Raw genomic sequence first — 14,056 nt, 5'->3', positions numbered from 1 at the left:
GCGTGCACCGTTGACCGCTGCTCCCCTGGTTCGTAATCTGCGCGTCGCATTCGGGAACTGAAGCGAAAGTTTCGGAGAAATGGAGCTGGCATGCTCATGTCTAAATCACTACACAGGCGGGCGGCTGGGGTGCTCACGTCCGTGCTGCTCGCCGCGACGACGGCCACGGCCCTGTCGCACAGTGCCGCCGCCGCCGACGGCACCCTCGGTTCGGCCGCGGCCGCGAAGGGCCGCTACTTCGGCACCGCCGTGGCGGCCGGCCACCTCGGCGAGTCCGCCTACGCCGGCACGCTCGACCGAGAGTTCAACGCGGTGACGCCGGAGAACGAGATGAAGTGGGACGCCACCGAGCCCACCCGGAACACCTTCACCTTCGGTGCCGCCGACCAGATCGTCAGCCACGCGCAGAGCAAGGGCATGAAGGTCCGCGGGCACACCCTGGTCTGGCACTCCCAGCTCCCGGGCTGGGTCGGAAACCTGGGCGCCGCCGACCTCCGCACGGCGATGAACAACCACATCACCCAGGTCATGCAGCACTACAAGGGCAGGATCTACGCCTGGGACGTGGTCAACGAGGCCTTCCAGGACGGCTCCAGCGGCGCCCGCCGCAGCTCGCCCTTCCAGGACAAGCTGGGCAACGGCTACATCGAGGAGGCGTTCCGAACCGCCCGGTCCGTCGATCCCGACGCCAAGCTCTGCTACAACGACTACAACACCGACGGCGTCAACGCGAAGAGCAACGCCGTCTACAACATGGTCAAGGACTTCAAGTCGCGAGGCGTGCCGATCGACTGCGTGGGCTTCCAATCCCACTTCAACAGCGCCTCCCCGGTCCCCTCCGACTACCAGGCCAACCTCCAGCGCTTCGCCGACCTCGGCGTCGACGTGCAGATCACCGAGCTGGACATCGAGGGCTCCGGCACCGCGCAGGCCGACAACTATGCCAACGTCGTCAAAGCCTGCCTCGCCGTCACCCGCTGCACCGGCATGACCGTCTGGGGCATCACCGACAAGTACTCCTGGCGCAGCAGCGGCACCCCGCTGCTCTTCGACTCCAACTACAGCAAGAAACCCGCGTACGACGCCGTCCTGAGCACGCTCGGCGGTACCGGGGGCAACGACGGCGGTGACCCCAGTGCGGCGTGCACCATCACCTACGCTCGGACCGCCGACTGGAACGACGGCTACAACGGCCAGGTCACGGTGACGGCCGGCTCCGCACCGATCACGAGCTGGACAGTGACCCTGACCTTCCCCTCCGGGCAGCAGGTGTCCGCGCTCTGGAACGGCAGCCCGACCTGGAACGGCAGCACCGCGACGGTCCACTCGACCTACAACGGCAGCCTCGCGGCGGGCGCTTCGACCGATTTCGGCTTCACCGTCATGAAGAACGGCAACTCGGCCGCTCCGGCACTCGGGACCTGCACGGCGTCCTGACCATCGGACCCCGTCCGACCGACCGCCGGGCCCCCGGGGCCCCCCGGGGCCCCGGGCGCCCGGCCAGGACGCGGGCCAACGGGCGGCCGGTCAGGGGGCGGCCACCCGCGGGGAACGCGTTGATCCGGTCGCCTTCCACCGCGGCTCGGCTGCTGCGGGGGAACATGGCCTGCTCGTACTCGGTCAGCGCGGCCTCGACGTCACCGGGGTGCACAGGTGATGACGCCGGATGGCGCTGAGAACGTCCGCCTGCCATATGCGGCGGGCAGGGTGAGCGGTGGTCGCAGGGCAGGGCATGGGGCTGGTGCTGGCTGGGGTGGACGGCTTGGACGCCGGTGCCACCGGAGGCCTTGGGGGTCAGGCCGGCAGCCGACGCCGTTGGAGGACAAAGCGTGCACCGGCCGCTCGATCACCGGCGGGCCGTGGTCCACGCCGGCGACCGCGCGCCAAGGCGCGACCCGAGGTGCGATCTCGTCCGCCCTGGACATCATCATGCTGCGCAGTAGCTCCACGCCTTGCGATCACTGTGACGTACGAGGGCCCCGGCAGGCCGAGGTCCAGGGGCCCTCGTCTGTCCCGCTACAAGCCGCCCGCAGTCACCAAACCGAGGCGACCGGCGACTCCACATCGCCGTAATAGCCGTATCGGCCGTTGATGGTGGCCCAGAAACCGACCCGCACCACGTACGCGCCGCCGCCAGGGTTGTAGTTCTGACCGTTGTCGCTGATCCAGATGGCGTCGTTGGTGCCGGGCCCGTACCACCCCATGCAGCCGTAGTCGTGCACATAGGACCAGCCACCAAAACCGTCCGACTTCCACAACTGTGCGCACGGGAAGACTGCCGGGTGATCCGGGCCGCTGCCACGGTCGAGCGTGACAGCGATGCGGGCGTAGAAGCCACTCCCGTTGTTGCCCCACTGGTCCTCGATGCAGGAGTCGAGGTGGATACCGTGGCCCTCGTCGGCGAAGCTGCCGGCTCTGTCCGAGCGGCAGCCCCAGTTACTGGTCGCCGCCGAAGAGTTGCTCGTGCCTGCCACGACGCCGCCCAGCGCCAATGCCCCCACCACGGCGGCGCGTGCTATCCGACTGATCTTCGTCACAGGATCCCCCTTTTTCCCCGGAATAGGCCGCCTCGTGACAGCCGGTGGCAATCTTCCATGGCCGTCATCTTTGCTACAAGGGCGCGTTTTGGCCCAACTTCTCAGAGGCCGTTCTCTTTCCGAACCTCGTGTGACGTCCTTGCTGGTCAGGCTTGAAGCAGTTGTCGCCGCGGGAGTCTCGGCTTGTTGCCGGTCGAGAAGTCGTGGGGGTGGCGGATGCCGTCGATGCGGGCGGTTCTGGAAGCACGGCAGAAGGCCGCAGCCGCGCAGGTGAGGCAACTCGAAGACGAGCTGGAACGGGTGCGGGCGGCTCTGGCGGACGCGGAAGAAGTGCAGTGACGCCGGATGGTCGGCCTGGAGCAGTGGCGCAGAGGTCGGCCCTGGAGCCTGCCACTGGAGGACAGAGTCTTGCTGGTGGCCGCGTACTGGCGAACGAACCTCACCCTGCGGCAACTCGCCCCGTTGCTCGAGGTCTCCAAGTCCGCCGCGGACCGGATCATCGCCCACCTCGGCCCACCGCTCGCCCTGCAGCCTCGCAAGCGATTCCTGAAGGACACCGTGCTGATCGTCGACGGCACCCTGGTCCCCACCCGTGACCACACGATCGCCGAGCAGTCGAAGAACTACAGGTACTCCACCAACCACCAGGTCATCATGGACGCCGACACCCGCCTGGTCGTCGCCGTCGGCCGGCCGGTCCCGGGGAACCGCAACGACTGAGGGGCATGGGAGCTATCCGGAGCGAATGACGCCATCGGCCGGACCACCGTGATCGCTGACGGCGGCTACCGAGGCACTGGCCTGATCATCCCTCACCGGCGAGAACCCGGCCAGGCCGAACTCCCGACCTGGAAAGAGGAACGTAACGCCTCGCACCGCAAGGTCAGGGCCCGTGTCGAGCACGCCTTCGCCTGGATGAAGAGCCGGAAGATCCTCCGCGACTGCCGATTGAAAGGCGACGGCGTCCACCACGCCATGCTCGGCATCGCCCGCCTCCACAACCTCGCCCTCGCTGGCTAAGTCAGAGCAGGCAAGTCAGTTGGCACGACCGTGATCAAGTACGGGACAGCGCTTAGCTGGACGATGCAAGTGCGGAAATGATGGAACGCCAAACGGGATGGACGTTTCGCTTAGGTAGTGGTGAGTCACGCACATAGGTGAAAACACACCCGAAGGGCGCGCTTGATCGCGGAGCGGCTGGACGCGTTGATCCTCGCCCGGCACCCACACGGGCGTGACCCCGACAGCGAGCGGGAGTTCTGTCGTTTACTGCATGCACATCCACCAGCCGCATCTTCCAGTCGCAGGCAGTAGGACGGTAGGCGATCGGACGCTCCCGCAGCCCGTGTCACTCGGACGGCCCCAAGAGGCTTCAGCTGCCGAGGGGCGAAGCGTCGCGGTGGAAAACGAAGAGGTAGACACCCATGATGACCAGCGCGATGAGCAGGCCGGGAATGCGGACGAGTTGCTTGCCCAGGCCCCTGATCACAGCACGTAATACCACCGGCATCATCGCGGCGTAGCTGGCGATATACACGTACCATGCCGCCGACTCCCCGGTGTCGGTTCGCACAAGGAAGGCGATGCTTCCGGCCAGCAGGGCGATGACGACAGGAGCTGCCCACCAGACATTGTCGCGCCGCTCTGCCTTCGTCGTGCTCTGCATACTCATGTCCCCTCGCATCAGCGCGTATTGCAACGGCCCCCACTGCGGCTTCCCAGTGGGGGCTGTCAGATCATCGCATCGTTCGGCCTACACGTGGTGGTACACCCAGGTAACGACGGACCAGATCGTCTCGGCCGAGGCGTAGAACCCGCTCGCCTTCAGTGCCCACTTGATGGGGCGGTACCACTTCATGTTGTCGATCTCGTGGCGGATGTACCGAACGCCCTTGGTCTTACCGAGCTGGTAGGCCTTCTTCGCGTTCTTGGCGAGCCACTGCCAAGCCGGCTTCGACTTCTTGATGAGGGAGATGAACTTACCGACGTTGATGCCCTTCGCCACCACAGGCGAGCGATCGTCCGCGCCGCTGGTGGCGCCACCGTTGCTGGTCAGACTCTGGGCGATCGCACGGGCCTCGGCGTGGCTGTCGGCCGTGATCACCTGGGTGGCAGCGGTGGTACGGCTGACCGCCTCATGCTGGGTGGCGGCTTAGACGCCCGTGCTGGCGAGGTCGATAGTGGTAGTGGCGACGACAGGAGCTGCGGTCAGACGCAGTCTGGTGTTCAGTTAGAGGTCGTTTTCTCCCGGTGTTTCAGCCCGGAATCTGCTGTCTGTCCCGCGGTGTCGGGTCACGCCAGGAGATGGTGTTCTCGCTGGTGAGGCGGCGGGCCATGAGGTCGGTCATGGCGATGTGGATCACGGCTTCGGAGCGGGCGGAAGGGTCTCGTAGTCGCGGGCGAGGCGGCGGTGGAGCATGAGCCAGCCGTAGGTCCGCTCGACCGCCCACCGTTTCGGTATGGGGGCGAACCCCCTGGTTCCGGGGATGCGGGTGGTGACTTCCATGTCGATGCCGAGGGTTGCCGCGTATTCGACGAGGTGCTGGCGGTAGCCGCCGTCGACCCAGACCTTGCGGATGCCAGGGTGGTCGGTGGCGACCCGGTCCAGCAGCTGGGTGCCGGCCACGGAGTCCTGCACGCTGGCCGCTGTGACCAGCACCGCCAGCAGGAGTCCGATCGTGTCGGTGACGATGTCCCGCTTCCTGCCTACGGTCTTCTTGCCTGCGTAGATGCCCTGGCTGCAGGCGTGAACGCTGGTCGAGGTCTTGACGCTCTGGGCGTCGATCACGCAAGCCGACGGCTCGGCGTCCCGTCCTCCCTTCTGCCGCAACAGCTGCCTGAGCAGGCCGTTGAGCTGGACGAACACGCCTTCCTTCTGCCACTTCGTGAAGTAGCCGTAGACGGTGTTCCAGTGCGGAAAAGTCGTGCGGGAGATAGCGCCACTGGACCCCGGTTCGGTCCACATACAAGATCGCGTCCATGATGTCGCGCAGGTCATGCTGGGGCGGCCGGCCGAAGTCCAGGGCCCTGCCGCGGCGCTCGAAGGGCCAGGCAGAGAGCACCGGCTCGACCAACTCACAGCGGGCATCGGACAGATCACTCGGGTACGGGCGTCGCGTCGGCATGCTTCCGGCGTAGCGCCGCTGACCCAGTGCGCCCAGGCGCACAGCAGTGACGACGGAAGCACATAGCCACGAAAACCGGGCATAGCTGGGATGAGACAGGAACAAGCAGCACCCGCCCCACCCGTCACCCCAGCCGACGTGTCGGCCTGGTCGGCCCAGCGCGCGGCGCATGCGGCCGACGTCACCATCTACGGCGCCAAATAGCCGTGTCTAGAGGGACGTTCGGGTTCATGTGGGCCAGATGGTAAACACCCCGCCATTTTTCCCTGTGAGCCCTTTGGTGACTGTTGTGGGCACGCCAAGATTCCTCTCTGTGTCGGGACACCCTCAGATGCCCGGCGCAGGGAGGAGGGGGCATGTTGCCCCAACGGCATCAGCGGCGGTTCATCACCTGCACCGTCGTGGCCGCCGCGTTCGGGCTGGTCAGTACCCAGTCGTTCGCTGCATCGACGGACACCAGACCCCGGCCGTGGAACGCGCGCCACCAGGCCGCCATCGGCCGCCAGCACATCAAGACGGTGCACGCCGGCCACGGCATGTCCGCCTTCGTCGCGACCGAGGGCGACGACGGTGGCGCCGACGAGGCGGAGAACTCCGCTGAGGCGACTGCCCAGTTCACCGAGGCGCGCACCGCCCCTGGTGTGGTCGCGCCCGGCGCCTACGGGGCGGCCTGGCAGCAGCTGCAGTCGATGAAGCACACCAGCGGCAGCTGGGACCACGTCACCAAGAAGGCGTACAACTCGGACGATCCCCGTTACCGCGATGTGAACTCCAACTCCAGCGGCGGCGCGGGCAAGGTGACCGGAAGGATCACCGGCATCGCCGCCGACGCTCAGGGCGATGTGTACGCGGGCGGCGCCAACGGCGGCGTCTTCCGGTCCACGACCGGCGGCGGGCACTGGAAGCCGATCGCCGACAAGCTGCCCTCCCTGTCAACGGGCACCCTCGCCCTCGACGGCAAGAAACGGCTCTGGTACGCCACCGGCGAGTCCAACACCGGGGCAACGTCCTTCGTGGGCACGGGCGTCTACGTCCTCGAAGACCCGCGCCACGGGCAGTTCCAGCCCGGCGACCGGGTGGGCGGCGCCGAACTGGAATCCACCGTCATCCACGCCCTGCGCTTCGCCGGCACCAAGGTCTGGGCGGCGACCAGCACCGGCGTATGGTCCCACTCCACAACGACCCTCTCCGGGCCATGGAAGCACGAGTTCGCCCCCAACCCGGACTATCTGCCGGGCGGTCCGAAGGCGGACGACCCGAGCGCGCCGTACAAGAACATCGCCAACGACATCGCCGTCGACCCCAAGGACCCGAACAAGGTTCTTCTCGCGGTCGGCTGGCGCGGCGGCGACACCTACAACGGGCTGTACGCCAAGCAGGACGACGACAGCTGGAAGCCGGTCAGCGGCCTCGGTGACCTGCCCACCGGCAGCGACGACGTCGGCAACATGACGTTCGCCGCCGCGGCAGACGGCTCGCGCCTGTACGCCATCGACCAGTCGCCGGCGCAAACGGCCGCCAACCCGGACAGCGGCCTCAAGGGCGTCTACGTGTCGAAGAACGGTTCACCGTTCGGACCGTGGACCCTGATAGCGGACTACACCAAGCTGAAAGCATCCGGATCGGCTCTGCAGGGCGCGGGATACCAGCCCGGCATCCAGTCCTGGTACAACCAGTTCCTCCAGGTCGACCCGGCCAACGCCGACCACCTCTACCTCGGCCTGGAGGAGGTGTTCGAGACCAAGAACGGCGGCCAGAGCTGGACCGTGCCGGGCCCGTATTGGAACTTCCCCTTCCCTTGCTGGAGCATCGACCCGTCCCAGCAGACCGGCGACTGCTCGCCCACCACGCACTCCGACCAGCACGCGGTCGCCATCGGCAGCTCCAAGGGCAGGACGTGGGCCTACGTCGGCAACGACGGGGGCATCTACCGCCGCCCGCTCAACGGAGCGGTCGACTCCGGCGGCCACGCCAAGGACTGGCAGTCCCTGAGCGACGGCACCCTCGACACCTTGCAGTACTACTCCGTGGGCGTCGGCAAGGACCTCACCAACGGTGGGGTCTCGGTGACCGGCGGCCTGCAGGACAACGGCCAGTCGATCCTGCGCGGCCACGACAAGGTCATGGGCTCCAACTTCGGCGGTGACGGCGGCGACACCATCACTGACCCCGCCAACGGCTGCAACATCGCCGAGGAGTACGTCTACCTCGACATGTGGGTCACTCAGAACTGCGGTGTCAACGACGGTTCATGGTCGACGGACCCGTCCAAGGCCACCGAGTACGAGGTCGCCCCGCCGGACAAGGACCTCGGCGGCGCAGGGGCCCGCTTCATCGCCCCGATCACCGCCGACGCCAAGGACACCAACACCTGGGTCGCGGGCGGCCGGCACGTGTGGGTGCAGACCAAGGGTTTCGCGATCCGCTCCGGGAAGGAGTGGGCGAACGCCTACGACCTCGGCGACGGCCACGTGGCCACCGCCGTGGCGTCCTCGGGCGGCACGGTGTACGTCGGCTGGTGCGGGCCCTGCAACAACCAGGGCTTCACCCGGGGCATCGCGGTCGGCAACGCCGACGGCACCGGCTGGCACCAGCTCAACCTCCCTGTCGACGGCACCATCCCCAATCGCTACATATCCGGTTTCGAGATCGACCCGGCCAACGCCCAGCACGTGTACGTGGCCGTCAACGGCTTCTCCCGCCGGTTCACCGAAGGCCCCGGCGCGGGAGTCGGGCACATCTTCGAATCGAAGAACGGCGGCACGAGCTGGACGGACATCTCGGCGAACCTGCCCGACGTCCCCGCCGACACGGTCAAGCTCCTCCCCAACGGGGGCCTGGCCCTCGGGACCGACCTGGCCACCTTCTACCGACCGGCCGGCGCCACGAAGTGGAGGGTCCTCGGCCACAGCCTGCCCACCACGGCCGTGATGCAGCTGCGCCTGGGCCCCGACGGCAAGCTGTACGCCGCCACCCATGGACGCGGCCTGTGGTCCTTCGGCGTACGGCGCCTCAAGGGCCGTAACGACTGACCAGGACGGATTTCCGTCACACGGCGGCCGGCGCGCACCCCTTCAGCGGGTAGCGGGCCGGCCGCCGCGCGTTTGGTTCACTGCACCGGATACGCCGCCACGCTCAGCCGGAGCGTGAAGATGGCCGCACCCTGCGGGCCCCAGGTGATGGTCACCGCGCCGGTGCGCGCGGCACGGACGGTGACGCGGGTGACGCCCTTGCTGTCGGTGGCGGTCGAGGTCACCTGCGCCAGCATCGGATTGCTGCTGCGCGGCTGCGGCCAGGAGCCCTCGGCGCGCCGCTCCAGGACCACGGTCACGGTTGTGCCGGACCGGACGCACAGGCTCCGGACGGAGGCACCCCCCGGGCTGTGGGTGGCGGTGGCGGATCCGGCGGCGCAGCCTCGTGAGGCGGAAGCCGTCCCGGGACGTGTCGGGGTCCCTGCCGGTCGCGACGACCCAATCGTGGCCGCTGCTGTAGCCGAGGGCGTTGCAGCCGGTGAGGTCGGCAGTCCCGGTGTACTGGAGGCAGTCTCCGAGGGCGTTGCGGTGAGCGGATCAGCCGCGGGACGCGGCGGTGCGGAGTGCGCCTGCGAATCACCTCCGCTGCCGTCGGCTCCGCAGGCGGTCAAAAGGCAGGAAACGGCAACCAGAACGGCCCCGAGGCAAGACCAGGGCAGCCCGCGCCCTGGGATGCGTCCACAATCTTCCACCGCCGTCACTGCCCCCTTACGACATCGCACGCCACTGTGACGTCCCAGGCTGCGGGCCGGTTCCGACTCCAGCCTGACATGGTTGGGACGTGATCACGTGGGGTGCGTTCCGGCAACCGCCGGAGCGCACCCCACGTGGGAGCCGAGGCGGGGTCGGTGCGGAGCTTGCTGGGGATCCGCCAGTTCTTGAGATGGGCGAAGCCGTGCTCGACCGGCGCACGTCCGATCGCGAGGACGCGGTTGGCTTCCTTCTCGCCCAGGGTGAGCTTGTGGGTGCGGCTGGCGGTGTAGCCGGTGACGATGACGGGGTCGTGGAAGCCGAGGTCGCCCAACGCTCCGAGGCCGGCGGCGCTCAGGTGGGCCAGGATGTGGTCGTGGCGGGCGGCGGTGTTGTCGTGGGTAGCGCCCGGGCGCCGCCGCGCCCCGTCGCCGTCAGTGTGGCGGCGACGCCAGGCGGGGAAGGTCGGTGGGGGACAGGTCGGGGCGGGCGCGGTGCCAGCGGGCGGGGTGCCGCCACCGGCGGAGGTGTCCCGGGCGACGTCGACGCCGACTTCCACCACCAGCTCCGGTTCCACCAACGTGACATCCAGCTGCTCCCGACTGCCCCACCCGCCGGAGAACGACCAGCCCGACCACGGATGCCCGCGCCGCCCCGCAGCGAGCTGGCCGGCCACCGCGTCACCTGCCACCCGGGCGAGCGTCCGTCGTTGCAGTGGCTGGCATCAATCCGAGCTGGTTGGTGGGGCGAAGAGGTAGCGGTCCATCATGAGTGCCGCCTCGGCAAGAGTCTCCGTGTCTCCCAGGGGATCGTCGCGGAAGGCGAGGTCGAGCAGGGTGCTTGCGACCTCGACAGCGAGCCGGCCACGTCGGCGTGATGCGTCAGTGTCCGGCATCGCATAGCCGCGGACGAGGGCCCGGTGCACCCGGTCGGCGATCTCCCGATCGGTCTGCTGGGTGTCGGCTCGCAGTGACGCGATGCGCGGTCCGTGGTACCAGATCCGACGGTACCCGGGCTCTTTGCGGAAGCGGTCGGCGTATGCGGTGATCAGCTTTTCCAACAGGTCCTGCGAGCGTTCAGGGAGCGGCTCGGCCGTGACGCGTTCGGCGATCTGCACATCCAGCTGAAGCCAACCGCGCACCAGCGAGGCCACGATCGCCTCCTTGTCGGCGAAGTACCGGTACAGCACGCCGACCGACACTCCGGCCTCGGCCGCGATCAGCTTGGTGCCCAGATCGTCGTAGGAGGTCGTCTCCAGCAGAGAAGCTGTCACCTCGAGGATGCGGGCGACCTTCTCTCGACTGCGTTGCTGCTGCGGCTCATGCATCTCGGCCATAGAGCTCCTTGACACTCCTCCAAAACCTGAACCAGAGTCTAGTTCATGTTTTTACCCAGAGGCCTCAAGCACACGAAGCTCGGGCCGGATTTCCAGCGTGTCTGGGCCTCGGTGACCGTCTCCAGCCTCGGCGACGGGATGCGCTTCGTCGCCTTGCCGCTGCTCGCGGCTCAGCTCACCTCCGATCCCCGCCAGGTCGCGTTCGTCTATGTGGCCGAACAACTGCCCCTGCTGCTGTTCGGCCTCCTCTCGGGCGCCATAGCGGACCGCTTCGACCGTCGCCGCATCCTTTGGGTCGTCGACGCTGTCCGAGCCGTGACCGTCGGGGCGCTCGCCGGCGCGATAACAGCCGACGCGATGACAGTGCCTCTGCTGGCCGGCATCGGTTTCCTTCTCGGGCTTGGACAGACCCTCTACAACGGAGCCTGGTCAGGCATCGTGCCGACGCTGGTTGCCTCCCCGGAACTGACGCGTGCCAACGCCCGTCTGCAGTCCGGGTCCCTCATCACCGACACGCTCCTCGGTACCCCGCTGGGCGCGTTGCTCTTCGGCGTCTGCGCCACGCTTCCCTTCGCCGTCGATGCGGTGTCGTTCGCCGCTGCTGCCGTACTGGCCCTGACGCTGAGCGGCGACTTTCGTCCACGGCCGCGAACCACACCAAACCCTTGGAGGAGGTTGCTCGACGACACGACTCAGGGGGTGCGCTGGCTCTGGCAGCAGCCGTTGCTCCGTCGCCTCTGCCTGACGTCTGGGATCACCAACTTCGTAGATGGGGGTCTCATCGCCATTCTGGTGCTCTACGCCCGGCAGACCCTGGGCCTGACCAATCTCGGATTCGCCCTGCTGGTCGCCTCCTTCGCGATCGGAGGCGTAGCGGGGGCGATGGCGACCCCTCGTCTGAGCGCCCGCTACCGACCCCCTCGAGTTCTGCGGCTGACTGCTGCGATCACTGCAGGCACCGCAGTGGCTGCCGGCGCGGCCCCCTCGGGCCTCGTCGCCGGCGCGTGCATCGCTGCGTACGGAGCGGCGAACCTGGCATGGAATGTGACCGCAGTGTCCCTCCGCCAGGCACTCGTCCCTGCACACCTACTGGGACGCGTCGGCATGGCCTACCAGATGGTCATCGGCGGCGGAATCACGCTCGGCGCTGTTCTCGCGGGTCTTGAAGCCGACTCCTTCGGGCTTCGCGCCCCCTTCTACATCGGGGGCGCTCTCCTACTCGCCGCAAGCTTGATCAGCATGCGCCCCGCCAGCAACGACACTCCAAGATCAAGGGTTCATACAGTCCGACGACGCACTGGCGATACACAAGCGACTGAGCCGGAGCGCGACCGATGAGCCGTATCGGGAGAGGTGTGCACCCTTGTTGGCCCAGTGCAGCGCAACGGGCCATCCATGCGGATACCACCAGGGGCGACTACGTACGTGAGCACCAGCCCTCGGTGATGGCCTCCCGCCCGGCGGGAAGGACCTCGGTTCGGGCTCAATTGCAGGTCAGCGCCGGGGTTTCATGAGCCGGTGATCAGCAAAGCGGAGGTTCGCCCGGAGACGGGTGGCGCTATCTCTTCCGTGGCGTGATGGTCGGCGACGGCCGCCGCTCCGCGGGCAGGCCGCTGCGCGCCGCCCAGGACGAAGCCGGTGTCCCGCCTGGCGTCTGGAAGGGCCGGGGCTTGGCAGCGGTCGGCCTCACGGCCGGCGATGTGGTGACCGAGCGGCAGGCGGCACTGCTCCTGGGGGAAGGCCGGCACCCGGATGCCGACCGGATCGAGCGCGAGGGCTTGGAGGCGGGCGACGATCCGGCGGCGGCGCGGCGGGCGACCGTGCTGCAGGCCCATCGAGCCCAACCGCTCGCCGAAGACCGAGAAGGCCAAGGAGCGGACGCCCTGGCTGACCATGGACCTGGTGTACCGGGCGCCGTCGACGGCACGCATCGCGTGCCCGCTCGGGGATGACGAGACCCGCGTCGTGCTGGAGCTGTGCCAGGACATCGCCAGCTACAAGACGCTGGCGTGGTTTGAGGATTCGGTCGTGGAGATCCGCTGGAGGAGCGGCGGCAAGATCCGCAAGCCGACCAGGGATGGGCTGATCGTCGCGGTGTTCCGGCACTACGAGTCGAGAGCTGACGAGTCGAAGCCGCTGCTCCACGATCACGCGGTGGTGTCGATCCGTGCCCGGCGGCCGGACGACAAGGGGACGTGGGGCAACCTGTCGGCGGACTCGCTGATGGCCCACATCGTCGCGGCCGACACCCTCTACATCCCCTACTTCATGGAGGTGGCGTCCGCTCGGCTCGGGTGGGCGTGGGAGCCACGCGAGGTGACGCCCGGCCGCCGACCTGTCATGGAGATCGCGGGCATCGACCAGCGGCTCATCGGCTGGCAGTCGACCCGCCGCCAGCAGATCGAGGACGCGCTGCCCGTCCTCACGGCCAAGTACGAGGAACGCCAGGGGCACGCGCCGGGGGAGCGGGCCGCCTACGCACTGGCCTGCCGGGCCGCCGACCAGAAGCGGCCGCCCAAGCGCACGGAGCTGCTGTCGCCGACCGAACTGCGCAAGCGATGGTGCACCTCGGCGCTCCGGGCCTACGGCGCCGACGTCATCGACCGACTGGCGGAGCGGGCGCGGGCGGCGGCCGCAGCGGTGTGGGCGTGGGTGCGGCCGGTGGTCGACATAGCGCTGGCGGCCGTCGACGTCGTCGCCGTGGTGTACGTGATGCGCGGAGCGTTCAAGCGCCACCACCTGCTCGCCGAAGCCCGCCGCTACCTCGCCTACGACCTGCGCGGCCGGCCCCACCAGGCGGGCATGGACGAACAGATCGTGCAGACGGTCGTCGACGACTACACCCGCCCGGCGAGCCGGCGGATGATGACCGCCGACCTGCGCGCCCTGTACCCGCGCGACACCGAGGACCAGGCCAAGCCGCGCCCATTGACCCGGAAGCGGTCTGCGCCCCGGTACGAGCGGGCCCGCCTCGCCGCCGGCGCCCTGGCCGCCCGGGTCCGCGCAGCGCGGCGTGCGGAGCGCCTGGGCTCCCGTCCCCGGCCGCGCACCGTCGCGGTGCCCGCCGCCTCGAGGTCGCGCCCGCGGCCGTTCCACTGCGACCGGAAGGCCGTCCAAGTCCTGTAGCAGGAGATCGCCGTCGACACGGTGGAGCAGACCCGCGCCGGCTGGCTGGAGGCGGACCTCAACCGTCCGGCGCGGACGGCCGCCAGACGCTCGAGGCCGCCGCCGTGCTCCATGTGGACGATCACGTATTTCCCCGCCCGGTTGATCACGTAATTCCCCGCCTCGTCGATGGCCAGGTAGCCGTTCTGAGGGGGCGCCGCTGACTGGTCA

10 protein-coding genes and 3 pseudogenes are annotated in these 14,056 nt (G+C 68.4%); 6 read left to right on the top strand and 7 right to left on the bottom strand.

The window, feature by feature from the left end:
• Nucleotides 1-90 precede the first annotated feature (90 nt).
• Nucleotides 91-1,437, top strand: coding sequence for an endo-1,4-beta-xylanase (locus tag ACGFT1_RS31325; protein ID WP_373912352.1), 1,347 nt, complete (start codon nucleotides 91-93; stop codon nucleotides 1,435-1,437).
• Between the two features lie 596 nt (nucleotides 1,438-2,033).
• On the opposite strand, the gene ACGFT1_RS31320 is transcribed toward ACGFT1_RS31325, so the two are convergent.
• Nucleotides 2,034-2,537: a hypothetical protein gene (locus ACGFT1_RS31320; RefSeq protein WP_373912351.1), complete on the bottom strand. Its 504-nt coding sequence runs from the start codon at nucleotides 2,535-2,537 to the stop codon at nucleotides 2,034-2,036.
• Between the two features lie 186 nt (nucleotides 2,538-2,723).
• On the opposite strand from ACGFT1_RS31320, the gene ACGFT1_RS31315 reads away from it, so the two are divergent.
• Both ACGFT1_RS31315 and ACGFT1_RS31310 read left to right on the top strand, forming a co-directional pair.
• Nucleotides 2,724-2,876, top strand: coding sequence for a hypothetical protein (locus ACGFT1_RS31315; RefSeq protein ID WP_373912350.1), 153 nt, complete (start codon nucleotides 2,724-2,726; stop codon nucleotides 2,874-2,876).
• A 27-nt stretch (nucleotides 2,877-2,903) separates the two neighbouring features.
• Nucleotides 2,904-3,557, top strand: a pseudogene (locus tag ACGFT1_RS31310) (transposase); the annotation flags it as partial.
• Between the two features lie 352 nt (nucleotides 3,558-3,909).
• Here ACGFT1_RS31310 and ACGFT1_RS31305 read toward each other — a convergent pair.
• The 3 genes and pseudogenes from ACGFT1_RS31305 to ACGFT1_RS31295 all read right to left on the bottom strand — a co-directional run bounded on the left by ACGFT1_RS31305 (nucleotide 3,910) and on the right by ACGFT1_RS31295 (nucleotide 5,662).
• Entirely contained in the window at nucleotides 3,910-4,209 is a 300-nt protein-coding gene (locus tag ACGFT1_RS31305) for a hypothetical protein (protein ID WP_373912349.1), read from the bottom strand.
• A gap of 81 nt (nucleotides 4,210-4,290) precedes the next feature.
• Complete coding sequence (locus ACGFT1_RS31300; RefSeq protein WP_393734350.1) at nucleotides 4,291-4,641, bottom strand: hypothetical protein; 351 nt, start codon at nucleotides 4,639-4,641, stop codon at nucleotides 4,291-4,293.
• 151 nt (nucleotides 4,642-4,792) lie between these two features.
• Nucleotides 4,793-5,662: pseudogene (locus ACGFT1_RS31295) on the bottom strand (IS5 family transposase).
• Between the two features lie 356 nt (nucleotides 5,663-6,018).
• Between ACGFT1_RS31295 and ACGFT1_RS31290 the strand changes: the two are divergent.
• Nucleotides 6,019-8,694 carry a glycosyl hydrolase gene (locus ACGFT1_RS31290; RefSeq protein ID WP_373912347.1) on the top strand — a complete coding sequence of 892 codons (2,676 nt, stop codon included), beginning with the start codon at nucleotides 6,019-6,021 and terminating at the stop codon, nucleotides 8,692-8,694.
• Nucleotides 8,695-8,771: 77 nt separating this feature from the next.
• On the opposite strand, the gene ACGFT1_RS31285 is transcribed toward ACGFT1_RS31290, so the two are convergent.
• The 3 genes from ACGFT1_RS31285 to ACGFT1_RS31275 form a co-directional block, all read right to left on the bottom strand.
• Nucleotides 8,772-8,993, bottom strand: coding sequence for a hypothetical protein (locus tag ACGFT1_RS31285; RefSeq protein WP_373912346.1), 222 nt, complete (start codon nucleotides 8,991-8,993; stop codon nucleotides 8,772-8,774).
• A 398-nt stretch (nucleotides 8,994-9,391) separates the two neighbouring features.
• A complete protein-coding gene (locus tag ACGFT1_RS31280; RefSeq protein ID WP_373912345.1) occupies nucleotides 9,392-10,075 on the bottom strand; it encodes a transposase family protein in 684 nt (227 codons plus the stop codon).
• Nucleotides 10,076-10,108: 33 nt separating this feature from the next.
• A complete protein-coding gene (locus ACGFT1_RS31275) occupies nucleotides 10,109-10,720 on the bottom strand; it encodes a TetR/AcrR family transcriptional regulator (RefSeq protein ID WP_373912344.1) in 612 nt (203 codons plus the stop codon).
• A gap of 45 nt (nucleotides 10,721-10,765) precedes the next feature.
• Here ACGFT1_RS31275 and ACGFT1_RS31270 point away from each other — a divergent pair, with 45 nt between their 5' ends.
• Complete coding sequence (locus ACGFT1_RS31270; RefSeq protein WP_373912343.1) at nucleotides 10,766-12,058, top strand: MFS transporter; 1,293 nt, start codon at nucleotides 10,766-10,768, stop codon at nucleotides 12,056-12,058.
• Between the two features lie 239 nt (nucleotides 12,059-12,297).
• Nucleotides 12,298-13,843: pseudogene (gene mobF / locus ACGFT1_RS31265) on the top strand (MobF family relaxase); the annotation flags it as partial.
• Nucleotides 13,844-14,056: the final 213 nt, after the last annotated feature.

The sequence above is a fragment of the Streptomyces sp. Y20 genome, from assembly GCF_043195475.1.
GTDB lineage: Bacteria > Actinomycetota > Actinomycetes > Streptomycetales > Streptomycetaceae > Streptomyces.
Note: the sequence above shows the minus strand (reverse complement) of the source record. Positions and strands in the feature narration are given on the sequence as shown.

Excerpts from the sequence above, each read along its gene's own strand:
- ACGFT1_RS31325 (WP_373912352.1), top strand. The coding sequence starts at position 91 with ATGCTCATGTCTAAATCACTACACAGGCGGGCGGCTGGGGTGCTCACG.
- ACGFT1_RS31290 (WP_373912347.1), top strand. The coding sequence starts at position 6,019 with ATGTTGCCCCAACGGCATCAGCGGCGGTTCATCACCTGCACCGTCGTG.
- ACGFT1_RS31305 (WP_373912349.1), bottom strand. The coding sequence starts at position 4,209 with ATGAGTATGCAGAGCACGACGAAGGCAGAGCGGCGCGACAATGTCTGG.
- ACGFT1_RS31270 (WP_373912343.1), top strand. The coding sequence starts at position 10,766 with ATGTTTTTACCCAGAGGCCTCAAGCACACGAAGCTCGGGCCGGATTTC.
- ACGFT1_RS31275 (WP_373912344.1), bottom strand. The coding sequence starts at position 10,720 with ATGGCCGAGATGCATGAGCCGCAGCAGCAACGCAGTCGAGAGAAGGTC.